Genomic DNA, 23886 nt, shown 5'->3' with positions numbered 1-23886 from the left:
AACGATGTATTATAATCCTTTATATACCCAAGGAGGTTTACCATGCTTAATTTTCATAAAACATTCCCCATCTTAGGATTCTTTTGGTTTTTATATAGTTCTATCGGCATCATCTTTTTATTACTATTCCTTAGCGTGTAGTAACAACGCGTATAAATATATGTTTAATGTGTGATTTCTATTATCGGCTTTGTTAACTAACACTTAAATTATTTTAACAGCCTTTTGTTTAATTCCCACAAAGCTGTTTTGTTACTATCCCATTTTAAAAGCGTTACGGCTTCCTCAAAGCACAACCATTTATACTTGAAGTGTTCTTTAGATAATTTAATATTTTTTGTAGGAACTTTAACTCAAAAAGAAAATTCTTTTATTACATAAACATCTTCTCCCCAAAGAAATTCACCAACTACATCCTCTACTGGTAGTGAAGAAACAGAATCTAGTTTTATATATGGACATTCTCTTATAATACCAGCCTCTTCAAACGCTTCCCGTTTTGCTGATTCAATAGGAGTCTCACCATCTTCTCCACCACCAGCTATTCCTTGCCAATAACCATAATCACTTCGATTAAAAATGGCATATTGAATGGAATCATCAGTTTTTATATAAGGAAATATCAATACTTGATACGGCGCTCTCATTGCTTAACCTCCTCTCGAAAAAATATGAGCAATTTATTCACTAACTTGCTATTTTAGTAAATAAAGAGCCAACATCAAAATTCTACATTAATAATGCAGGTTTATGGTATCGGCTCTCCATTTTTTAAGAATTTTATTTTTCATAAATAGGTTTACTCTTAACGTGATAAAAACCTGCTTATTTCTTATTTAATTTGCTTAGCGTGTTTTTTTTTCGAAATGCTGGCGGTATCACATGTTGACTAACCAGTCCAAATAGTCCCTAAAACGGTCGTTTAAGGAACTTTATTTATATCTATCAAAACTGAATGAAATATGTTTAAAATTCAGTTCAAAAACTCATTACCAAAAACAAAGTTTTATATCAAACATCAAATACCGTTTATGGAACACTCTTAATGTACGGAAAACCAAGTTTTTTAAATAAAAAGTTCCTTAGCGTACGAAATTCGCGTTATGTTGGCGGGACCCCATCGCCATCAAGTTAAGGTTTTGAAGTACCCCCCTAAACGAAAAAATTCTTTCTCTATAGGGGCACCATATCAAAAAAGAAAATTGTAAGTTTAGACACATTTTAGATACAAAATAACCGATTCCTTATACGTTAAGGGACCGGTTATTTATTTTCCTATCTTTCTAGGGAGCTTTTTCTTGTAATGGTCTTAAATGATTGATTTAAGGTTATAAACTTAAATCATAAATAAAAGATACAGTAAAAACTATATAAGAAATAAATGTAACGAAAACAAGAAAACATATAAACTGAGCATTAGATACATATTGTTCTATTCTTTTTTTCATTTAAATTAGTATTATTTTTCAAATGTGAAGTATCAATTTGAATTTCACCTTTCCAAGATCCAATTACTTTTCCAATTCTATTTATATTTACATCTAAAGTAAGGGGCTGTTTAAAATCGTCTTTTCCCTCAGAAACTATAACAAATGTAGCAACACCTTCGGGTTTATCATTATCACGAATGCCTACATCACTTAATTTTTTACCTGCTGCCATAAGTTCAAAAGGAAGACGGTCATCTGAATCATGGATAAATGATAGTCTCCCTTCATGTTTAACCTCAGGGTTTCCCTCTTGTTGCCCATTAATTTTACCATCACTTTCGAGCTCTAATCCTGATGTATCAAATTCAAATGGTACTAAACTTCCGTCAGCTTTTTCCATTCTATAATGAACTGATATACGTGAATCTGCGATATATAATTCTTTGAAATGTACAGTAATACCTTGATCTGTAATTTTTTCATCAATAGGAATATATTTACCATTCTTCATCATATCTTGTGTGACACCATTTTCATCTTGTATTCCTTCATTTACAACTTTATCATTTGTAATTGCATCAGAAAAATATGAGGCAACATTTGTAGCCGCTACTTGTACTTGTGGAATCATTGCTGTTGTGAAAAGTGCTGCTGCAGCTACTGCTGTATACATGAAACGTTTTGATTTTTTACTCATGTTTGTAAAGAGTCCCTTCTTCTGTTGTTTTTTGTGATTTATATTAGAAACATTGTCTAGCTTGGAACGACTTTCAAATGTTTTCCATGCTTGTTCTATATCAATTTTGATTTCTTGTGGTGAATTTGCAGATTCTTCATCTAGCATTACGTTTTCCCATTGATTTAATTTGCTGATTTCTACTAATAAATCTTGGCATGCTTCACATGTATCTAGGTGCTTTGTGAATTCCTTTCTTATATCATGAGAAAGTTCTCCATCAATATATGTTTGAATAAATCCGACATCATAACATTTCATTTGTTATGCCTCCTCCATTTGTTTATAAATCTTGCGAAATTTCATTTTGGCTCGGACCAATAATGTTCCAATAGAAGATATTTCAATTTGAAGTATTTCTGCAATTTCTTTATATTGAAAACCAGAGAATTTCATTAGTAAAAGGGTTCGTTCTCGATCATTCATTTTATTTAGTATCGTTTGTACCTTTGTAATTTCTTCTTTTCTTATCCAATCATCGTCTAATGATGAAACATTTTGTACTTCATGGTATTGTATTTCTTTATCAATCTTCGCTTGTTGCCTTTTTTCAAATCGCAAATGGTTATAAGCTACATAAGTAGAAGATTTAATCAACCATCCAGGTATGTTTTCAATTACTTTCCAGTCGCTACGATATAATTGTAAAAATACTTCTTGTGCTAACTCTTCAGCGATAGATTGATCTTTAACAATCCATATAATCTGTTTCACAGCATAAGTATAGTACTGCTTAAATAAATCTTCAAAAGGCATATCAGAAGCATGACTTTCTTCATTTTTTATGGTTAACATGTTAGTTTAAACTTCACTTTCAATTTGATGCCTGTATTATAGAGAAACCAGAAAAACGGATTTTGTGACAGTTTTTCTGGTTATTTTTTTATTATGTACTAAAAAAAGCATTCATCTGATTAAAAGATAAATGCCAAAAGGGAAATAAAAACATAAAACTATAACTCTTGCAGTAGTTTTCTATTAATGGGGTACCGCCACATCGCTATCAAGCTAATAAAAAGAAATGCCCCCTAGAATGAAAAAAACGCCATCCTTTCCTATGATTCTACAGAAAGAATACCGTATTTTTTCATTTTAGGGGAACAATTAATCTCTTAAGTTGATGAGCATGCAGCAAGCCCCTTTAAAGGTAATATTGTGGTACTAGGCTGCCCTCTATACTGAAAAGGTAATATCACAACTCAAACTGCTATATTTATTTCCTGTCGAATACACTCTTTTTTATTAGCACGTTTCCATAAATATATGGTGTAGAAGAATAAAATTGCAATAATAATATATGCAAAAAGCGACGAGGCTTGAACATTCCCCATAAAATTAAAGAAATTATTAAAAGCGTGGAAAGTAATGGTGATAATAATTGATTGCTTATTTACGATAAGTAAGGACAGAACAAGTCCAACTAAAAATGCATATATGATTTGTAAAATGGTATCTTCAATAGACTGCCCACCAATTAGTTGTAATAAATGGGTGATACCAAACAAAAAACTTGAAATCAAAACTGATTTTTTTATCCCCTTTGAAAACAACATTTTGAGCATAAATCCACGAAAAAAGATTTCCTCAATAAATGCAACAACAAAAAATTGCATGATAAACATAAAAAATAAGTCAGATACCGATGTTGTGTTTAATCCTTTATTACCAAGTAGTATTACTAATAGAACAAGCACTAATGGGGAATTTAATAAAATGGTATTCTTCATTGAATTATTTAACTTAATATCAAAGAAATAGAATTTCCACTTGTTCTTTATTGTTAAATATATTAAAATCCCCACTGCTAAAGGAACAAGTCCAATAAATTGTAATACTGGACTGGATGGCTTAGTAATAATTTGATAGGCCCCGTTAAGCGTGTAAAAAATCATTAATAAAAATTCTAACCCAATAATTTTTAAAACAATATTCTGATTTACCTTCATCTAGAATCCTCTCCTATTTATCGATTTGAGCATTTTTCTTTTGGATTACTGCACTGTTACTATTTATAGATTAATAGTAACTTATTAATTCATCAAATAATTTACTGATTTTTCAAAAAAATATAGTATAAAACACTTTATTGTCCTCATGATAAGGTAAACAAACACCTCAAACGAGAAAATTGATCTCTTCAAATTGAAAATATATAAAATTCCTTTTTGGGGGTTTTATATATTTTTTTAGTTGATGGCGATGTGGTGAGACCCCATAAAGAAAAGACACCCTAAGGTGCCTTCCTCCGACTTGAACCACTTTAATTTAATAATATGTATTGGACATTAAGTAAACACGTCCTATAAAACAGAATCATTTATTTTCAACAGATTGTTAGTGTACAAATACAAGAGAATCGAGATCGTTTGTTTGGCTAGATTAAAGCAACGCCACACCACACCTATATGGTTGAGATGTGTTACGCCTTCTAATCGGAGAATCAGCTTTATAGAACGTGTCCACAATTTATATTTTACTACATGTAATATTTATTTTATGTAATTTTTACAAATATGTATAATTACATAAAATTTACGAGAAAAAGAGAGTATACTTTGATATTGTGTAATAAAGATAAGGCCCACCTACGGAAATAGGTGGGTTTTTTGTTAGGCATTACTATCTCATTGCACAAAAGGGAATTTGCATTAAAATAATATCATATTCTTAGAGTTCTTATATTGAGAAAAAAGACACTCTTATGAGTGCCCCTTTTTTTAGTAACCGAATCCGCCGCTACCGCCGCCCCAACAACTACATCCTATAATGATTAACAGGATGAATAGAACGATCAGTAAAGCAAATCCGCCACCTAACTGTCTACGCTTAAAGACTAAAGTTACCTTTAGCCCTCCAAGACTCGCTACGAGCGAATGGCTAGTTCTTACTCGACGGGAATCCCACCCGTTATATGATACGACCTAGGCTCGGCTGCACACCTGCCTCGTTAGTTAATATGAAAATGAAACCCAATGTCTTTCAGGCGAAAGTATAATCTTGGTTTGGAAATATACAACTGTTTGGACATAAAAAAGACCATCGAAATGATGGTCTTGCAGACTGTAGACAAATGCATAAAATAACGGATGAACCTTTCTCTGAACACTTACTTTACTTCTTTCATAAATAGTCTAACGTTTTCAGCGATTTCTTTGAATTTGGTATGGTGTAAATAATGTGATCCATCCATGGTTACTACTTTTCCATGTACCGAGTCTTTGATCTGCCCTTCATGCAGAGGTATCCATCCTGCTACACCTTCATTATTCGCTTGTACAAAGAGAAGAAGTGGAAGATATTTAGGGAAGATTAAACCTTGAGCCCCTTTAAAATTAGACGAAATATGGTCCATCTCATTCAAGGTTGTGTCATTATACATGTTTTTATTCGAAATCATTTTCATTTGCTCTACGGTTTTTTCATCAAATGCCAGTCCAGCATAGGGGTCAGCACTGATTTTCATAGCCAATCTTAAGAGACCTGATTTTTTGAGATATGCAAACGTTTTTAATGGGAAATTGATATCCATACCCGGTTGTGTTGCAACACTGCTATCGATTCCGACAAATGCAGTCACCTCGTTTGGATATTTGTTCACATAATCAATTCCATAAATGCCTGTAATGGAGTGGCCCATGAGCATGTATCTGTTAATATTAAGCTGCTGTAGAGCTTCATGAACTTCACTTACCATATTCTCCGTGGTTCGCTCTTTTACAGTTTCATCACTTAATCCATAACCGAAAGGCTCTACCGCAACAACTTTGTAAAATGGAGATAATTCATCGATAAGAAGCTTAAAATCAAGCCCTGGAGTAGCTGTTCCATAACCAGGCAGGAGCACGATCGTTTCCTCGCCCTCGCCTTGAATTAACACATTCATGTTTTTCCCGTCTACAGATACGTGCTGCCCGTAGGGCACTATTCGTTTTTGCTCCGAATGACTACTCATCACATTTGCGATATAAACAATACCTAAAAAAAGTACAATGGCTAGAACGATTGCTCCTATGATTTTAAGTAAGATGTTTCGCACTTTCTTTATTTTCATTCCACTCAGCGTTTTCTTTTCCTCTTGTTGTGTCACTGTCATCTTCTCCTGTCCTGATCTGTTTGCCTTCCTTCATGTGCCTGTAATGAAAACTTAACCAATGAAGATGTACTCACCATGACGACAATATGAACTGAATATGAACTGCCAAAAAAAATGCTACGGCTCTATATGCAAGTAAGCTTGCATATGAGTCGTAGCATAGAGAATGAATCTAACTAATCTGTTGGTGTAGTGATTGGCAAGGTGACAATGAAGGTCGTTCCTTGACCAGGTTCACTTTTCACTCGGATCTCACCTTGATGAATCGACACGATCTGTTTAACGATAGCGAGTCCCATACCACTTCCGTCATACTTACGACTGTGGGAACGATCGGCCTTAAAAAAACGCTCGAATATACGCTTCTGGTCGTCAAGGTGAATACCAATACCAGTGTCGGATATTAGGATTGTGACGTTTTTGATATCTTGTTTGATGCTTACGTTAATCACGCCGGTATCCTCGGAAAATTTGATGCTATTTCTGAGGATATTCGTCCATACCTGATTTAACAGGTCATGATCAGCCGTTACTTTAACTGTCTGTAAATCAAGCTCGAAATGTATATCGCGAGCAGACCATTGTGGCTGGAGCGCCACGATTATCCGCCGGATTTGTTCATCGAGGCTGAGCGTGACGAGCCGCAGTTGCTTTGACTGCGATTCAAGAAAACTCAGCTTTAGCAGGTTATCGCTCATTTTGGACATCCTTTTCGCTTCAGCGATGATAATATCAAGATAACGGCTTCGTTCGTATTCTGAAAGGTCAACTTGCTTAAGCACTAGAGCATAACCGGATATCGAAGTGAGCGGAGACTGAACCTCGTGCGACACGTTCGTTACGAATTCCCTGCGCATCTGCTCAAGTTGCTGCAGATCGTGCATCATTTCTTCGAAGCTGCGAGCCAAAGTACCCAGCTCACTCGTTTGCTTAATATTCAACTTGACGTTGAAATCTCCAGATGCTATCCGCCTGGTCGCTTTTGTCAGCTTTTTTATCGGTCTTACCAGGAATACAGAGGCAACTAGAATCAATAAGCTTCCTGCAATCAACGAACATGTTGCAAAGACCAATGCCCACTTTGTGACAAAAGAGGCTGAAGGAGGGGCGAGCGCTTCCAAAAATATCGCTTTCGTTCCCATTTCCGTTTTCAATGGCAACCCTAAGAGGACCGTGGCAATACCATTAGGAGTGTCCTGAACAACACCTCCATCTAATACTTTCTTTAGTTGCTCCATCGTCACAGGCGCAGGTTTGTGTCCGTGAAGTTTACCGTAAGACTTGAACTGACCCGTTGCTTCGTAAATTCGAATATAATAAGAATCGAGCTGCTTCATTTCACTTACGAACAAGTCCGCTTCACGTAACGGAAGGGTCTTGTAAATCCGGACGATGTCTTGGCCAAAGTTACGTAAGTTGATTTGAGCGTTTTCGTTCAATTTATCTTCGAATATCCAAGTTGACACCAAAAAAGAAGTGATCGTGCCCCCGATGATGGAGACTAAAAATGTCAGGACAACACGTATATATAAGGATCTGATCATTCATAAACCTCAAGCCGATACCCAAGCCCGCGCACCGTTTCGATCCGAAAATCGGGTGTTGTTGCGAACCGTTCACGCAGCCGTTTAATATGTACGTCTACCGTTCGATCATCTCCGGCGTAATCGATACCCCAAATCTGATCGATCAACTGCACGCGCGTATAGACTTGTCCGGGTGTTCCAGCGAGCTTATACAGCAATTCGAACTCCTTTAGCGGCAACGTAAGCGACTCCGTCCCTTTCATCACCTTATAGGTCTGTCGATCAAGGATGACGTTCCCGAAATGGATCTTCTGCGTGGAGCCAATCTTGTATCGTTTGAGTAGTGCCCTAACACGAACCGTCAACTCTAACGGATCGAATGGTTTGGTTAAATAATCGTCCGTCCCAAGTTCGAAACCTTTCACTTTCTCCCATGTTTCTCCTCTCGCAGTCAGCATAAGTAAAGGTAGATCAGGATTGGCTCTTCGGAGCTCCTTGCTTAACGTCCAACCATCCATAATCGGCATCATAATGTCAAGTACGACAAGATCGACATTCGTTGAGATGTAGACGGCCAGTGCTTCCTTGCCGTCCGCTGCTTCAGCTGTTGCGAATCCGTCGTTGCGTAGAAATAAACAGACGAGTTCGCGAATGTTCGCATCGTCGTCAGCAACTAGTATAGTAGGCATCGGTTCCCTCTTTTCCCTGTTTTCCACCGCATTATTTCAAGTAATCATTATACTATAAATTAACACGTATGCTGATTAACCAAAGTAATACAGTTTCTTGATTTATCGACCTGTAGAATTCAAGTGTTTCTTTCAAACTAATTTGCCACTCAATTGACAAGGCTTCACAAAGAAACAGGCTTGTGAAACCTGCAAATGACAAGCGTTTATTTTGTCTTTTGGCCTTGTGCACGAAGAAATTTCAGCAAAGCATAGGCAATTATAGCTGTGAATAACTGATTGAACAACGCATTGGATGTTGTGCCAAACAATACGGGAACGTTCAAATTCAGCTAAATCCAGCGGAAAAATGATTCAATTGCCCAGCGCTATTTGTACATGGCGGCGATTCCTTCGGACAGATAGCTTGATAGAACACATATTCCCCAAACTACTCCAGTAATTACACCATCTAAAATAACACGTCCCATACCCACTAATTATTTTTCATCAAATGCGTAAATGGCGTATCAACTTTGATTGCACATTCGTTCCAAATCATTACTTGTTAATTTAAGTGAATTCCATCATAAAGATTCATATAGGTTTAGTAATTAGTCAAAGTTATTAGGGTGTTCTGTCATATAATTTATATATTACCATATAATTACCTCCTGATTTTTGTATATTATAGTTCTACATCGACACATAATATATAACTTTTTCTCATTGCTTATTGAACTAATCTGCTCCGTTCAAGAAGAACCCTATCAGTTTAAATAACTCAGATTTTGGCAAAATTAAATTGATTCAAATGATACCCACCTTTTAGTAATCTCAGAAAATTTCTTAGTCGCGAGTGAGGTTGGTTTTCTTATAGCTAATCCAATAGTTCGATAGCTATCACTTTCAAGTGGAATGGCTGCAAAAGAATTTTTTGATGTCGGTATAATCATTTCTGGCAATATACTAATTCCTAGATTATTCTCCACCATGGAGATCACTGAGTATTCATTCATATTTTCGAATCGAATATTGGGGCTAACTTTATTCTCCCTAAATATTTTTTGAATATCATCATAACACTGATATGTTGGCATAATAAAAGGTACATTTTCTATTTGTTGCATTGATACTTGGTTTTCCTTACATAATGGGGATTGGTTAGATACAACACATAAAAGTCGATCCCTCTTCAATTGTACGATTTCAAAGGATTTTTCAAATGATTCAAAGTAAGTATCATTATTAATAAATCCACAATCTAATCTCCCGTTTTGTAACCAATTCTCAACCTCAGCATAGTTTCCTTCCAATAATTCGATTTCAATATTTGGAAACTTTTCCTCCATTTTTTTAAGAATACCAGGAATCCAGTTTTTAGAAATACTCGAAAAAACCCCCACTCTTACTGTTCCTTTTTGGAACCCATTGATAGCGGCTACTTCCTGCTTCAGCATGTTGTTATAGTATAAAATTTTCCGAACGGTAATTAAAAGCTCCTCTGCATTTTTGGTCAATGTTAAAGTAGAGTGATTACGAATAAATAAAGGAAAGGAAAACTCTTTTTCCAAACTGCTAATTGCATGACTTACAGCAGATTGGGTGAAACCTAACACTTCTGCAGCTTTTGTAAAACTATTGAGTTCTGCCACTTTGTTAAATATTTCATATTTTGTTAAAGTCACTATGGTCCTCCTCATGAATTTTATTCATGTCTCCATTATATTTCTTCGTTTTATTTAATGCCATTACCAACATACAATAAGTGCATGCTCTATTATATGACCCTTGACAAGGGATGTATTTTTTATGGAAGGATGAAGTGAAATGCAAAAAATTTTAGTTACAGGTGCTGCAGGTAAGATTGGCCAAGATGTTACAAGATTCCTAGATAAGCAAGGGAATTACCAGTTACGGCTAGCAGATATTAACTTATCTGCTTTAGAAACTTTTAAAGATACAAATCATGAAGTCATATATTTAGATGTTTCTGATTTAGCTGCTTGTCAAGAATTTACGAAAGGTATAGATATAGTTATACACTTGGCAGGTAATCCTTCGCCAAATGCTGATTTTTATGGCTCCTTATTAGAAAATCATATAAAGGGAACCTATAATATTTTTAGAGCTGCTAGTGATAATAATGTATCCAAAGTGATAGTTGCTTCCAGTGCTCAAACAATTGAAGGCTATCCTTTGGATTATCAACCACATGCTTATTCACCCACGAGACCCAAAAATATGTACGGGGTAAGTAAGTGTTTTGCAGAGGCTGTTGCTTCTTATTTTGCTTATGAAGAAGGGTTACAAAGTCTTGCTATTCGTATAGGTGCATATGATGATTATAATCCATATGGTAAACCACTAACAGCTAGAGATATGAGTGCATACTTAAGCCCAGAAGATTTTATGGACCTTCTCTTAAAGTCGATGACGGCAAAGAACTTACCTCCATTTTCAATTTTACATGGTGTATCTAACAACAGGTTTAAACGAATTGATATTGAAGGAACAAGAAAGTTAGTTGGTTATAGCCCAAGTTCTGATGCTTTTGTACTAAGTGGTATTAAGTTTTTTGATTCTTGATAAAGGCATATCTAGAAAAGAGATTATATTATTGTTATTTAGCTTTTATTTGTTCTATTTTCAATAGCGACAGTTTCTATAATCATAAATATTCCAATTTTCCCAGATAGAGCACACTATTCTTCTGTCTCATTTGTGGAACAACTCTATTGTCACCACTAGTTCCACAGATGTTCTTTTCCTTTTCAACATAATGGGGTAGCACCACATCGCTATCAAGTTAAAAAATCTGTTGTTTCCCAAAACGAAAAAATGAGCTGAATTCTTATAGACAACTGTGGAGGGATAAAATTTTCGTTTCGGGGGTATTTCAAAACCTTAAGTTGATGGGCATGGGGCAGCGTCAGGAAAATGCGGATTTACAATGCAAAGCAAAATTTCATAAAGAAAAGGCCGATTTTCGGTACTCTAAGAGAATAATTGGCTTTTTACTGTTAAGTTGTTTGTAGTGATCGTAGGGAGTCTAATGATGCAATTTCTTTTATACTAAATCGGTATTTTCCTAGAATATTAATGTGTTCCCATTCTAATGGAGAAATATATTTCAATAATTCTTCATTAAGATGGGAATTAAATAACTCAACTTTCGCACCTATAAAATAAGCGGGGAGATTTAGCTATATTGAATTTAGAGTCTATCAATTGTGTACTGTACAACTTGAGTAAAATGAAAAACACCTCGATCCTTGGTATAGTGAGATTACCTAGAAATCACTACCACAGAAGAGGTGCCTTAACTACAATAGCTCAAAATAACCAATATCATCAACTACCAAAAGAACTTAATTCTATTTTTTCCGAGCTTGAAATGAATATTCAGCTAAGGATGCAGTCTATCGCTTCTTATAAACGGTGCCAATGTTCAATTGGCGCCCTTTCCTGCTGCTGTTTAGTATGAATGCGATTAAAAAAGTAACTCGACTTACGAAAAAAACCGCTCCAAAGTGTTGATTGTGCTTATCATCGTAACCGCAGTAAAAAAGTTGAATTGCTAGCACACTATTTTGAAACTTTGGTTAACTATTCCAACTTTGAAGTATTTCCTGTTATTAATCAATGAGTAAGGGGCAAAATTTAAAGTATATGGTGGCACTATTTGTACTTCTTTCTGTAATCTCTACTCATCGAATAAATTTAGAGCTATCACTCATGCCTTCAGTTGAACACCCCGATGACTGAACTAAGATAAGTTATGGATGAAGCGCCCGTGCCATCGCATCAAAATAATTCTGACTGGCACGCTGACTCACTTCGGCTTCAGGCACAAGTACTTCAAAGCAATGGAAGCAGCCGGGGTAGAGATGAAATTCAACATCTACTCCTGCTTGTGCAAGTCGTGTTACATATTCAATAATTTCATCTCGGAATAAATCGAGTTGACCTACACATGTATAAGTTGGCGGTAGTCCGGCTAAGTTTTCTGCTCTCGAAGGTACGGCATAGGGAGATGGTTCGTTAGTATCGTTCTTCTTTCCCAAGTACATATTCCAAGCCGTTAAATTGTTTGATCTATTCCATGTTGCATTGTCTTCTATAATCTCATAGCTTGATGGTGTTATGTTGTGGCTATCAAGCATCGGATACAGCGGCATCTGAAAAATAATAGATGGACCTCCTTTATCACGAGCCATTAACGCAAGCGCTGCTGTTAGTCCACCGCCTCCACTTGCACCGGCGATCGCAACTCGATTCACATCAATTCCAAGCGATTCTGCCTCATTTGTCATCCAAACCAAGCCTGCATAACAATCTTCGATAGCCGCTGGATAAGGATGTTCGGGAGAAAGTCGATAATCGACAGACACAACAACGCATTCAGCAGACTGAACAAAGCGTTCACACAAAACATCGTCCATATCAGGGTGTCCCATTACGTATCCGCCACCGTGAATCCACAGCATAGCTGGAAGTTTATCAAGATTGTTCTCAACGGGTTCGTAAATTTTAACTAACATCTCGCCAGCAGCGCCAGGAATCATTCGCTTGGTCATGTGTACAAGCTCTGATTTTTCCAAATGTGGATTCGACAAGAGACTTCGACTCGCCTCTAAATCCCCCTCTAATTGAAAGCCTGGAAATTGTGAGAAAGCCTGTTTTAATTCTGGTAATACTCGACTGTCAATTTTCATATAAATTCCTCCAGTTAAATAATGAGACTTGATGCAATCCTTATGGAATAATTAACGGAATAGATGTGTCTCCTGTTCTCCTTCAGCTTCCCATTTGGCAATTTCCTCTCTTACACGAGGGGCAACTTCTGTTCCAAGCAATTCTATGGCACGCATGACTTGATCATGTGGCATGGTACTTAATGGTACATACATCATAAAGCGTGTAATCCCTACATGCTTACGAAGATGGATGATTTTTTCGGCGACTGTATCTGGATCACCAACATACAATGCCCCTTCAAAACTTCGTGCAGCATCAAAGCTGGAACGATCATAATAAGGCCAACCCCGCTCTTTACCAAGTTTATTCATGCCTGCCTGAGTGGACGGGAAAAATGTATCTGCTGCCAATTCCGTATTCTCTCCAACAAATCCAATCGAATGAGATCCCACCTGAAGTTTTGATACATCATGACCAGCGTGAGCCGCCGCTTTCTTATATAGCTGTACAATTCGTGCAAAGTGCATTGGGCTACCACCAATAATCGCCAGCATAAGTGGTAATCCCAGAAAACCGGCACGGATAGCAGACTCCTGATTTCCACCGCTACCAACCCATATCGGTAAAGGATTTTGAACAGGTCTTGGATACACACCTAAATTATTGATTGCTGGTCGATGTCCGCCTTCCCAAGTCACTTTTTCGGACTGACGTATTTTGAGCAGTAGGTCCAAATGTTCTTCAAACAGTTCTTCATAGTCCTTCAAGTTATAGCCAAACAATGGAAAAGATTCGATAAAGGAACCACGACCCGCCATAATCTCTGCGCGTCCATTTGAAATGCCATCCAGTGTAGAAAAATCCTGAAAAACGCGCACAGGATCAGCTGAAGAAAGCACAGTTACTGCACTCGCGAGCCGTATCTTTTTCGTTTGTGGTGCCGCCGCTGATAGAACCATCGCTGGAGAGGATGCTGCATAATCCTTCCTATGGTGCTCACCAACACCAAACACATCAAGTCCTACTTGATCAGCAAGAACGATTTCTTCAACAACTTCACGCAATCGCTGTGCGTGACTTATCACTTCACCACTATGTACATCTGGTTTCGTTTCTACAAAAGACGTAATACCTATTTCCATTTGTTATCTCTCCTAGTCCAATTAGATTTTAAGTCAAAAAATTAATCATTTCCTTTATGGTAGTAACGTGTTTCTCATATTGGCTAACACACGTTTATTTCATGAAATCTTAACTCGTCTGGTCATAGCCCAAAAAAGAAGAGCGAAAGCACTGACAGAGGCTCCAAGTAAGGAAACCCCTCCCCAGCCAAAGTGTGCGTATATTTGAGTCGAAGCAATTGAACCACCAGCACTGCCGATAGAATAAAACACCATATATCCAGCAGTAAGTCGACTCCGTGCTTCTGTATGCAATGGAAGGATCATGGTTTGATTCGTGACATGTATTGCCTGTACGGCCAAATCAAGTAGAACTATCCCTATCACTAATGCGATTAATGACTGCTCTATATAACTGATGAACAACCATGAAATCAATAATAGAGCTAAAGCAATACCTGTCGTTCGTTGTCCGTAACCTTGATCGGCCAATTTCCCTGCCCGTGCCGCAGCTAAGGCTCCAGCCACGCCTACAAGACCGAATGCGCCAATTGCACTATGAGATAGAGCGATTGGCGGTGTACTAAGTGGCAGTACTAGTGAAGTCCACAAAATGCTGAAATCAGCAAAAATCAGCATGGCTAGAACGGAGCGAACGCGTAACGTTCGTTCTTGAATAAACAAAGCAAGCACCGATCTAATCAACTGAGGGTAGGATAGCGATTTTACCTCGCGCTCAACATTGGGCAACATCTTTATAAACATAAAAACCATCAAAAGCATGAGCGCAGCAGAAAATAGATATACAGAACGCCATCCCGCAACATCTGTTAATATACCAGCAAAAGTACGTGCGAGAAGTATGCCAATAACTATTCCACTTGTTACAATGCCAACGACACGTCCTCTTTCTGTAGGGGAAGCGATGGTCGCTGCAAACGCCACGAGAGTCTGTGTCACAACTGCAAGCAGACCCACCAAAGCCATACCTGCGAAAAGTACCATGCTAGAGAAGGCAGTACCAACTATAACCAGAGCTATTGTAGATAATAGCATCTGACCGACAATTAGACGTCGCTGGTTTAGCAAATCTCCAAGCGGTACGAGTAGTAGTAAGCCCAATCCATAAAAAATTTGTGTAATGGTAATAACAACACCAATAATGGAATGGTCAATACCAAACTCATTAGATAGTTGATCAAGCAACGGCTGTGCAAAGTAAATATTGGCAACAGACATTCCACAGGCAGTCGCAAACAATAATGCCAAAGCGTGAGACATGGATGGCTGTTGATTCAAATTAGGTTTTGTTATGGAAGATTTATGACTTATCTTAGTGCAGAGTGGATCATCTTCTATTTTTTTCTCTGTTTTGCACATACCTTAACCTCCAATCATATTAGATTTTTGATTATAACATACCGTTCGGTACAATATAATTACTGGTAAATATAACTTAGTCTCATTCATGATGTCAATGTTTTTCGCACTAAAGTAAATGTTATATTAAATGAATGAAGCTTGATTTGACATAAATAATGGCTAATTATATAATAATTACATACTGTTTGGTAACAAAAATAACAATTGTAATTACCTACACACCTATCCTAAAACAATTAATAAAATCAAAGTTTGAGGAGGAGAATTCTTAATGGCAAGAACCCGTGAATTTGATGAGGATCAAGTTTTAGATGCAGCAATGCAGTTATTTTGGGAGAAGGGATATGAGGCTACCTCATTAAGTGATCTTACTTCTAGAATGGGCATTCAACGCCCTAGTATTTATTCGGCTTTTGGAGATAAGAAAGAATTGTTTGAAGCCGCACTTCGCAGATATACAATGTCTCGGGCCTCTGATACACGAACTAGGCTTCAAAGTCACTCCTCTGTAAAAGAGGCATTTTCTATTTTCTTTGCCGATGTCGTCAATGAAGAATACGCAGAAGATCTTAGTAAAGGTTGTTTTTGTATCAATACAATGGTTGAACTAGCACCTCATGATGAGAGATTTGAAATTTTGACCAGAGAACATCAAATGTACCTCGCCGTCATTTTTCAGGAGACGATCGAACGAGGAATCCAATCAGGTGAGCTGGAAGTCAACACAGATGCAAAGTCTTTGGCACAGGCACTGATTGTAGCGTTAATCGGTCTAACGGTTATGATGAAATCTCGCCCCCAACGTTCATTTGTCGACAATGTAATAGCAGCGACGCTCACATTACTTAAGTGACATGATTGTATTTAAAAGTACGAAAACCATACCTTTATAGGGGTAACGTCAAATCTCCATCAAGCTACAATTTTATAGTACCCCCAGAACGAAATTTTGTGCTAACTTGTAACAAAAAAGCTCATTTTTTCATTTCGGGGTAATTCTGAATTCTTAAGTTGATGGGTATGGGGGAGCACCACATCGCTATCAAGCTAAGCTCATGTAACGTCAATGATAAGCGAGATTGTTTCTTTTTTTCGAAAGTCTATATGTAGGTGCTTTAAAGATTTGCATACGAAATAAACCCTAACGGGTTTCCTTTTTTGAATTAAGCCGCTTGATTATCAGACATGGTACAATTGTAAACGACACCTAATATATCAAAGACTGTTTTCTTCTCATATCGATGAGATTTTCGCCCGTTTTGCTGTAGAAGATTGAATAGGCGATATAGAACCTTTGATAGTTCTTGGGTGTCTTTCTGTATAGCTTGGAAAAGAAGAAGAAAATAATCTCTAATCATATATATGGCCTTATACTCACTCAGTTCTCGTTTCTTTTTCATAAGAAGTAATTGACGCATTTGAAACATGATAGAAGAACAGAGTAGAATGGCAATCAATTGTCCATACAAATGGCACTCCCATCTTTCTGGTTTTATCTTTTTACACTGATGAATTTGAAAGAATGACTTCCACGTTTTAAATAAAATTTCGATTTGCCAGCGTAAAGAATACCAATCATGTACTTGTCCCATCGGGACAATGTCTGTAGGTGTGTTTGTCATATATACATTGATGCCACTGAGTCGTTTACTACGAGTAGAATACTTCATTCCTTTCTTTTTTTCTTTTACAGTTTGATCTTGTAATCGTTTTTGTTGTTGTTCTTTGGTTAGTCGATGAACAATCACACGGGTTGGTACTTTATCAGTCATTCCTACATAAGCGTTGGATATTTCACATGTTTGTCCTGGTTGAAGAGAGTTCATTAAGACCTCCATATCTATCTGTATATACTCTGTACCTTTCTTGATTCTTCCATCTTGAAAATAATCAGAGTGGGATTTTTTTGATAAATACGTGTATTTGATTTAATACGAGAGATATAGTAAGCCTTTTTATCTTGTATATGTTGAAGATCTTTCAAGTGAAAATAACCTAAATCACGGATACATAAATCATTCGCTGCCACAGTTGGGGCACATAGAGAACCCTAGGTTCGATCATGTTGTTTACCTGGGCCTGTATGAATATGTAGGAACTGTCCACTTAATAAATCATACTCAAGCTGAATCTTCACCCCAGCTGTATGGCTGCATCCTCCTGCACCTGGATAAACAGATAAAAATACATCGGGAAGTTGAAAGGCAGTTGAATCTAGGATACGAATACGTTTGAAAATAGAAGCGTATGGAGAAGTGAGCATCTTAGTTGAAGATAACTTTTGGTTGAGAAGTTCGGCTAACACTTGTTGTAGGAATTGCACGGCTGTGGCATTAAATCGTTGATTCAGTCCTTCGGGACTGATGAGCACTTCTGTTGATGCTTCTAAACAGCTACATAAATGAGTTAAAGAGGTTTTAGCGACTTTTTGACTGATCCATACACATAAAGCGACTAAATCTTTTGCTTGGTACTTACTGGTTCTTTGCACAAAACCAACATTTCTAGCAAGATCTCGTAAGAAATTTGGAGATAAGAAGTTTTGAATTTCTTGAGCAAATAGTTTTAATTCATCAGATACAGAAATAGACATACAAAAACGCCATCCTTTCCTATGATTCTACAGAAAGAATAGCGTATTTTTTCATTTTAGGGGGGATTTTATTTTGTTAGCTTGATAGCGATGGGGTAGCACCACATTTCTATCAAGCTCCTTATAGAAGCAACGGGGGAACTTTAATATAATAAGAATTAAAGATAGTATAAAGGACCAAAAATTAAATATATTAAAGGTGGAAAATGACATGGAAAGAAAGTACCGATTATATCAAATTGATTCATTTACGAAGAAAAAATTATCAGGTAATCCGGCTGGTGTAATAACAAATGCAGATGGTTTATCCTCGGGTGAGATGCAGAGGATTGCTAGAGAGCTTAACAATTCGGAAACGGCATTTATCTTTAAATCAGACAATAGCGAATCTGATGTACATATTCGTTTTTTTACGCCTACTCATGAGGTCCCTATCTGTGGACATGCGACGATTGCTGCCCACTATGCTCGTGCAGTTGAAAATAGTTTAAATACAGTTAAAGTTTATCATAAAACTGGTGCCGGCATTTTACCAGTCGATGTGATTAATGAAGATAATGATTACAAAATTATTATGACGCAGGGTAGTATAAGTTTTGAAACTGTGATTGAAGGTGTAGCTTTAGAGAATATATTTACAGCTTTCAATATTAGTGAAAATGATTTATTAGAAGATTGTCCAGTACAAATCGTTTCAACCGGGCATTCTAAGGTGATGATTGGAATTAAAAATTCGGAACTTCTTAACCAATTAAACCCTAATATGGATTTACTCACAAAAGTCAGTGGATTAATTAATTGCAATGGTTTCTATGTGTTTACGATGAATGCTCCCGACTCTGATATTTTAATTCATGGAAGAATGTTTGCTCCTGCAATCGGTATTAACGAAGACCCTGTTACAGGTAATGCGAACGGTCCTTTAGGCGCATACTTGATACATCATAGACTTGTCAAACATGATAATACTTTATTTAGTTTTAAAGCAGTGCAGGGCGAAGCTATAAAACGGGCGGGTATCATTGATGTTCAAGTGAAAATTTGTAATCAGGAGCCAGAGGAAGTAAGAATTGCAGGAAATGCTGTAATCGTATTTAAGTCCGATTTATTACTTGATTAGCAATTCATATGCAAAGTTCGAATCGTAAATGGAGGTCTTTATTAATATGAATTTCAGTCATTGTAAACTGTAAATCATAATAAAGTTATTTCTATGACGGGGAATTTGTGAAATAATACATTCAAACAAAAAGGTGCTTTTGTTAAATAGAATAAATAAGAAAAGTAAACACCCCCAAAACAAAAAAATGAGCTGACCTCTCAAAATAACTAACTGTAGAGAAAGAAAATTTTCATTTAGGGGGTACTTCAAAATCTTAGCTTGATGGCGATTCGGTGCTATCCCTAAAACATCTGGACTTTAATATCCAATTAAAAAAATGCAAACAAAACGACCTTTAATCAGTCGTTTTGTTTGCATTTCCTTTTTCTAAAACCACAGAAAAGATAAGTACTATAGTTAACACCATAATAAACCTTACTTCACTTCCATCACTTACAAAAAATGAATACAAAGTATAAATTAAAATTAATATTCCATAAATAACTTTGTGCAATGAACTCCCCCCTTTTTGCCGTATATATTTTAGTGTAAAAATTTAATTCAAGCCCTATATTAAAATGAAAATAAAAAGCACCTGTGATATACACAAAGTGCTTTTCTCTTGTCAATTTATCTATTTTCACTATATTTATCTATTTTCTTTTTATAACTCAAATTTCTTCGAATCGTACTTTTCTAGAGTTTGTTACAATTCATTTTGTTCATATGGAATATGTTTATCTGTCTGTACATCTTCAACATTTTCTCCACCTGTTAATACTGTTTAATCATTTTGTATTGCCCTCCTTTTGTTTGATTACTTGTATCATAAAACAAGTATCTGAAGTTGATATGTAGTCTATCTAGAGTGTATGTAAATTTAAAAAATCTCTAATAAAATGTTTGTATTGTAACTTTACCACCAAAACTATTGCTCCAAACACCATGATTTGAAGAGATAGTCCCCCATGTTCTAGCCTCAATTCCTCCTACAGTTCTATATTCAGTAAAACTAGTTAATCCCTATAATATAAAAAGAGCACCACTTTTGGGATGCTCTTCGTTATAACTATATAGTATTTAATTTCCTTCTTTTGTTGGTACCATTTTTCCTTCTTGAGAACCTGTACCTTCTGTTCTTTCAACAGTTTTTGCATCTTTAGGTACATCAAATTTTTGTGAGAAAGACGTTGTTCCATCTGCACTCCGTGTAATTACTTGATTTGAACTATCTTCATTTGATTTTAAATTGTCCATTTTCGCATCATCTGCACCTACTGCACCCCCCGCTACCAATCCTGTACTTAAAAGTGCTCCTGCTAATAATGTTTTAATCATTTTTCATTACCTCCTTGTTTTGTTTGGAACTACATTTAGCATAAGACAAGAATCTATAGTTGATATGGACTGTATCTGGAGATTATGTAAAGAAAAATAGATGATCAGTTGTATATCCTAATGGGTGCTTAGGCAAGATTGAAACTTAATATGAGTTACCCTTTGTTTTTGGCTGGGGTGAAGTGAGGGGCTAACCTTTTCTAATTTGAAACATTTACAACTAAATTTGCAATAAATTTCTCAATATAGATATACTTGTTATTTATGGTTTTAATATTCAAAATCAACAAAAAAATAAAGTGTGATAAAAATATGATGATTATCCCTTATGTTTACTCCTTGTACTAAAGATAAGATTGAATTCTCCGATCTTATCTTTTTTGTTTGTAGAAATTTAATGCAAAAAAACAGAATCCTTATAATAAGGATTCTGTAACAAGAAATGACAGATATATAGCAATAAAAAGAGTTACTTATATTATAATTTAAAAATGCAACAAACACATTGAGAAAATTCAAAATAAATTGAATGTTATTATATATTTAATTATCACATATGTTTCTCATGCAATTTTTGTTCAAAATGCCAATGTTATTTAAGACTTTCTCCACAATAACTGAATTAATTATCTTTAAACTGCAATTCTTCCGTAGAACCTTTCAGCGCTGTCGTAGATGAAGTTCCACCCGTAATCACTTGTGCTACTTCGTCAAAGTAACCTGTTCCGACTTCTCGTTGATGACGCATAGCAGAATAACCATGCTCTTCTGCTGCAAATTCGGCCTGTTGTAATTCAGAATACGCTGCCATACCACGTTCTTTATAGCCGCGTGCTAATTCGAACATACTGTGGTTTAACGAATGGAATCCTGCAAGTGTTACAAATTGGAGTTTGTAACCATATGATGCCATTTCTTTTTGAAAGTTTTCAATTGTTTTTTGATCTAATTTTTGTTTCCAATTAAACGACGGTGAACAGTTATATGCGAGTAACTTTCCTGGGTATCTCTCATGAATTGCTTCTGCAAAACGCTTCGCATTTTCTAAATTTGGTTCAGACGTTTCACACCAAACAAGGTCTGCGTACGGTGCATATGCTAGGCCACGTGCAATTGCTTGATTGAGCCCCGCTTTTGTACGATAAAAACCTTCCGTTGTTCTTTCTCCTGTAATAAATTCTTGATCAATTGGATCAATGTCGCTCGTAATTAAATCTGCTGCATCTGCATCTGTTCTTGCCACGATTACTGTCGGCACGCCCATAACATCCGCAGCTAAACGAGCAGAAATTAAATTACGTACCGCCGTTTGTGTCGGTAATAATACTTTTCCACCTAAATGTCCGCATTTCTTTTCTGAAGACAACTGATCTTCAAAATGTACACCTGCTGCACCTGCTTCAATCATTCCTTTCATTAATTCAAATACGTTTAATTGCCCACCAAAACCAGCTTCTGCATCTGCAACAATTGGTACGAAATAATCTATATCACTGCCACCTTCCATATGCTGAATTTGATCAGCACGTTGCAACGTTTGATTGATTCTTTTTACAACAGCGGGCACACTATTCACTGGATATAAACTTTGGTCTGGATACATATGTCCAGATAAATTGGCATCAGCAGCTACTTGCCAACCACTTACACAAATTGCTTTTAAACCTGCTTTCACTTGCTGCATTGCTTGATTTCCTGTTAATGCACCAAGCGCATTGATGTAGTCTTCTATATGAAGCGATTGCCAAAGTTTCTCTGCACCGTGGCGTGCTAGTGTATGTTCAATATCGATAGATCCTCGAAGACGAATAACATCTTCGGCACAATACGGGCGTTTTACCCCTTTCCAACGTTTATCTAACTCCCAATTTTCTTGTAATTGTTGAATTCTTTCGTTTTTCATTTCTTCCATCTCCTCGTATGTTATTTTTCAGTTATTCTTTCGAGTAACTATTGCACTAAATATTTTCTTGGCCGCCTGAGTATATTCCTGGATAATGAAGATAAGAATCAACGCTTTCTTTTATTTGTTCTTGGAAGAAAGAAAGATGCTAATATTTATTTCCCTGTTGAACAAATCCTATTTCTCTAGCTAATTTATCCAAGATATGTGATGACATATGTCGGGGGAATTTCTCAGTAAACAATTGTAGTTCATTTTGGGGGAACAATGAGTTTCTTAACTTGATGGTAATGTGGCGGGACCCCATGGCTATCAACCTAAAATTTTATAGTATCCCCAAAACGAGAAAATTGGCATCTCCAGATAAAAATATACATTTTTTGTTTTTGAGATACTAGTTTCATTAGCTTGATGGGCATATTGGTGAAACCTCGAAATGGACATTTTGATAGGCAATTCTTCTTCTCTTAAAATAACCTTAAATATATTATAGATTTAAGAATATCAGAAAAATAAATGGTATAATTTTCTAAAACATCCTGAATAAAGTTGATTTTAGAAAAGGAGTAGAGGGGAAATGTTTCAGAAGCTCAAATTTTATTTAATCAGTCTTGTAATTAGTTCAATGTTAGGTGGAATTATCATAGGTGCTAATTTCTTGGTCCATAACATCTACTATTTAGTTGTAGGTAAAGAATTTCATTTTAATATGTGGTCTTCTATTATTATATTTAGTATCGTATTTATTTCGGGTTTCTCGTATATGTTGAAAAAGGGTCCAGATATACTTGTTAATGATTAAACCAATAGTAATTATCGTAGGCGCTACCATGATCTGGTTGGCGTCTTGTTTGTTGTTAAGGAAAGATAACAAAACAAAATTTCCTTAATCACAAGGCTTTAAAAGTAACCTATCCATAGTGAAATTAAAGTTACTACTAACAGGGCAAGAAGAAATGTGATATTTCGAATCCACTTTTGTATATCATCAAAATACCGTTCTATAAATGCAACGTTGATATAAAACATGATAAATACAACAAAGAAGGTTAAGTTACCAAATTTATCGTTCAATTTTTCATTAGTAAATGTACTTACATGAAGGAACAGTAAAGCAAAAGTTACTAAGAATAACTCAAATAGCCTTTTTTTGCTCACGCCACCACCACCCTACAGTAATTTCCTTTCGTTTTATTTTATCTGAACGTAGCGTGTAGCAGACTATGAATATTATACTTATGTAAAAAAGGCTAACAATTCAAGATTGTTAGCCCTCACCTTCCGTAATCACG

At 36.1% G+C, this 23886-nt stretch carries 17 protein-coding genes and 5 pseudogenes; 4 read left to right on the top strand and 18 right to left on the bottom strand.

Features of this window, described 5'->3' with window-relative positions:
* Window positions 1-209 precede the first annotated feature (209 nt).
* The 10 genes and pseudogenes from MKX77_RS07865 to MKX77_RS07820 all read right to left on the bottom strand — a co-directional run bounded on the left by MKX77_RS07865 (window position 210) and on the right by MKX77_RS07820 (window position 10141).
* Window positions 210-647 (bottom strand): annotated as a pseudogene (locus MKX77_RS07865) (NUDIX hydrolase).
* Window positions 648-1416: 769 nt separating this feature from the next.
* On the bottom strand, window positions 1417-2427 hold the full coding sequence (locus MKX77_RS07860) for a DUF4179 domain-containing protein (protein ID WP_341306233.1): 1011 nt from the start codon (window positions 2425-2427) through the stop codon (window positions 1417-1419).
* A 3-nt stretch (window positions 2428-2430) separates the two neighbouring features.
* Window positions 2431-2961 carry an RNA polymerase sigma factor SigX gene (locus MKX77_RS07855; protein ID WP_341306232.1) on the bottom strand — a complete coding sequence of 177 codons (531 nt, stop codon included), beginning with the start codon at window positions 2959-2961 and terminating at the stop codon, window positions 2431-2433.
* Between the two features lie 404 nt (window positions 2962-3365).
* Window positions 3366-4112, bottom strand: coding sequence for a CPBP family intramembrane glutamic endopeptidase (locus MKX77_RS07850; RefSeq protein ID WP_341306231.1), 747 nt, complete (start codon window positions 4110-4112; stop codon window positions 3366-3368).
* Between the two features lie 771 nt (window positions 4113-4883).
* Window positions 4884-4979, bottom strand: a pseudogene (locus MKX77_RS07845) (YjcZ family sporulation protein); the annotation flags it as partial.
* Between the two features lie 293 nt (window positions 4980-5272).
* The gene (locus MKX77_RS07840; protein WP_088078971.1) at window positions 5273-6253 is read right to left on the bottom strand and encodes an alpha/beta hydrolase; all 981 of its coding nucleotides are present in this window, start codon (window positions 6251-6253) and stop codon (window positions 5273-5275) included.
* A 182-nt stretch (window positions 6254-6435) separates the two neighbouring features.
* Window positions 6436-7803: a sensor histidine kinase gene (locus MKX77_RS07835; protein WP_341306230.1), complete on the bottom strand. Its 1368-nt coding sequence runs from the start codon at window positions 7801-7803 to the stop codon at window positions 6436-6438.
* Window positions 7800-8474: a response regulator transcription factor gene (locus MKX77_RS07830; RefSeq protein WP_215579125.1), complete on the bottom strand. Its 675-nt coding sequence runs from the start codon at window positions 8472-8474 to the stop codon at window positions 7800-7802. The genes MKX77_RS07835 and MKX77_RS07830 overlap by 4 nt, the downstream gene beginning before the upstream one ends.
* Window positions 8475-8860: 386 nt before the next feature.
* A pseudogene (locus MKX77_RS07825) lies at window positions 8861-9097 on the bottom strand (GNAT family N-acetyltransferase); the annotation flags it as partial.
* Between the two features lie 156 nt (window positions 9098-9253).
* Window positions 9254-10141 (bottom strand): LysR family transcriptional regulator, encoded by an 888-nt coding sequence (locus tag MKX77_RS07820; RefSeq protein ID WP_215553681.1) that lies wholly within the window; start codon window positions 10139-10141, stop codon window positions 9254-9256.
* Window positions 10142-10283: 142 nt separating this feature from the next.
* Between MKX77_RS07820 and MKX77_RS07815 the strand changes: the two genes are divergently transcribed.
* On the top strand, window positions 10284-11042 hold the full coding sequence (locus tag MKX77_RS07815) for an NAD-dependent epimerase/dehydratase family protein (protein ID WP_341306229.1): 759 nt from the start codon (window positions 10284-10286) through the stop codon (window positions 11040-11042).
* Window positions 11043-12232: 1190 nt separating this feature from the next.
* Here MKX77_RS07815 and MKX77_RS07810 read toward each other — a convergent pair.
* The 3 genes from MKX77_RS07810 to MKX77_RS07800 form a co-directional block, all read right to left on the bottom strand.
* On the bottom strand, window positions 12233-13171 hold the full coding sequence (locus MKX77_RS07810) for an alpha/beta hydrolase (RefSeq protein ID WP_341306228.1): 939 nt from the start codon (window positions 13169-13171) through the stop codon (window positions 12233-12235).
* A 51-nt stretch (window positions 13172-13222) separates the two neighbouring features.
* Entirely contained in the window at window positions 13223-14296 is a 1074-nt protein-coding gene (locus tag MKX77_RS07805; protein ID WP_016091903.1) for an LLM class flavin-dependent oxidoreductase, read from the bottom strand.
* 99 nt (window positions 14297-14395) lie between these two features.
* Window positions 14396-15655: an MFS transporter gene (locus MKX77_RS07800; RefSeq protein ID WP_341306227.1), complete on the bottom strand. Its 1260-nt coding sequence runs from the start codon at window positions 15653-15655 to the stop codon at window positions 14396-14398.
* A 274-nt stretch (window positions 15656-15929) separates the two neighbouring features.
* On the opposite strand from MKX77_RS07800, the gene MKX77_RS07795 reads away from it, so the two are divergent.
* Window positions 15930-16511 carry a TetR/AcrR family transcriptional regulator gene (locus MKX77_RS07795; protein WP_341306226.1) on the top strand — a complete coding sequence of 194 codons (582 nt, stop codon included), beginning with the start codon at window positions 15930-15932 and terminating at the stop codon, window positions 16509-16511.
* Window positions 16512-16821: 310 nt separating this feature from the next.
* Here MKX77_RS07795 and MKX77_RS07790 read toward each other — a convergent pair.
* Window positions 16822-18251 (bottom strand): annotated as a pseudogene (locus MKX77_RS07790) (IS4 family transposase).
* A 211-nt stretch (window positions 18252-18462) separates the two neighbouring features.
* Between MKX77_RS07790 and MKX77_RS07785 the strand changes: the two are divergent.
* Window positions 18463-19371 carry a PhzF family isomerase gene (locus MKX77_RS07785; protein WP_002161204.1) on the top strand — a complete coding sequence of 303 codons (909 nt, stop codon included), beginning with the start codon at window positions 18463-18465 and terminating at the stop codon, window positions 19369-19371.
* Between the two features lie 337 nt (window positions 19372-19708).
* On the opposite strand, the gene MKX77_RS07780 is transcribed toward MKX77_RS07785, so the two are convergent.
* From MKX77_RS07780 to aceA, 3 genes and pseudogenes are all read right to left on the bottom strand, one after another.
* The gene (locus MKX77_RS07780) at window positions 19709-19867 is read right to left on the bottom strand and encodes a hypothetical protein (protein WP_002087303.1); all 159 of its coding nucleotides are present in this window, start codon (window positions 19865-19867) and stop codon (window positions 19709-19711) included.
* A gap of 572 nt (window positions 19868-20439) precedes the next feature.
* Window positions 20440-20691: pseudogene (locus MKX77_RS07775) on the bottom strand (hypothetical protein); the annotation flags it as partial.
* Between the two features lie 622 nt (window positions 20692-21313).
* A complete protein-coding gene (aceA, locus tag MKX77_RS07770; protein ID WP_341306225.1) occupies window positions 21314-22594 on the bottom strand; it encodes an isocitrate lyase in 1281 nt (426 codons plus the stop codon).
* 577 nt (window positions 22595-23171) lie between these two features.
* Here aceA and MKX77_RS07765 point away from each other — a divergent pair.
* Entirely contained in the window at window positions 23172-23396 is a 225-nt protein-coding gene (locus MKX77_RS07765; protein ID WP_078181419.1) for a hypothetical protein, read from the top strand.
* Window positions 23397-23494: 98 nt separating this feature from the next.
* Here the strand turns inward: MKX77_RS07765 and MKX77_RS07760 are convergent, their stop codons facing one another.
* Window positions 23495-23752, bottom strand: a complete 258-nt coding sequence (locus MKX77_RS07760) for a DUF3963 domain-containing protein (protein ID WP_078176689.1) — start codon at window positions 23750-23752, stop codon at window positions 23495-23497.
* Between the last annotated feature and the right edge of the window lie 134 nt (window positions 23753-23886).

The organism is Bacillus sp. FSL R9-9410, from assembly GCF_038050385.1.
Taxonomy (GTDB): domain Bacteria; phylum Bacillota; class Bacilli; order Bacillales; family Bacillaceae_G; genus Bacillus_A; species Bacillus_A cereus_U.
Note: the sequence above shows the minus strand (reverse complement) of the source record. Positions and strands in the feature narration are given on the sequence as shown.

What these genes read in the sequence shown, in the direction of transcription:
- MKX77_RS07860 (WP_341306233.1), bottom strand. Translation starts at nt 2,427, where the DNA reads ATGAAATGTTATGATGTCGGATTTATTCAAACATATATTGATGGAGAA.
- MKX77_RS07855 (WP_341306232.1), bottom strand. Translation starts at nt 2,961, where the DNA reads ATGTTAACCATAAAAAATGAAGAAAGTCATGCTTCTGATATGCCTTTT.
- MKX77_RS07850 (WP_341306231.1), bottom strand. Translation starts at nt 4,112, where the DNA reads ATGAAGGTAAATCAGAATATTGTTTTAAAAATTATTGGGTTAGAATTT.
- MKX77_RS07835 (WP_341306230.1), bottom strand. Translation starts at nt 7,803, where the DNA reads ATGATCAGATCCTTATATATACGTGTTGTCCTGACATTTTTAGTCTCC.
- MKX77_RS07830 (WP_215579125.1), bottom strand. Translation starts at nt 8,474, where the DNA reads ATGCCTACTATACTAGTTGCTGACGACGATGCGAACATTCGCGAACTC.
- MKX77_RS07815 (WP_341306229.1), top strand. Translation starts at nt 10,284, where the DNA reads ATGCAAAAAATTTTAGTTACAGGTGCTGCAGGTAAGATTGGCCAAGAT.
- MKX77_RS07810 (WP_341306228.1), bottom strand. Translation starts at nt 13,171, where the DNA reads ATGAAAATTGACAGTCGAGTATTACCAGAATTAAAACAGGCTTTCTCA.
- MKX77_RS07805 (WP_016091903.1), bottom strand. Translation starts at nt 14,296, where the DNA reads ATGGAAATAGGTATTACGTCTTTTGTAGAAACGAAACCAGATGTACAT.
- MKX77_RS07800 (WP_341306227.1), bottom strand. Translation starts at nt 15,655, where the DNA reads ATGTGCAAAACAGAGAAAAAAATAGAAGATGATCCACTCTGCACTAAG.
- MKX77_RS07795 (WP_341306226.1), top strand. Translation starts at nt 15,930, where the DNA reads ATGGCAAGAACCCGTGAATTTGATGAGGATCAAGTTTTAGATGCAGCA.
- MKX77_RS07785 (WP_002161204.1), top strand. Translation starts at nt 18,463, where the DNA reads ATGGAAAGAAAGTACCGATTATATCAAATTGATTCATTTACGAAGAAA.
- aceA (WP_341306225.1), bottom strand. Translation starts at nt 22,594, where the DNA reads ATGAAAAACGAAAGAATTCAACAATTACAAGAAAATTGGGAGTTAGAT.
- MKX77_RS07765 (WP_078181419.1), top strand. Translation starts at nt 23,172, where the DNA reads ATGTTTCAGAAGCTCAAATTTTATTTAATCAGTCTTGTAATTAGTTCA.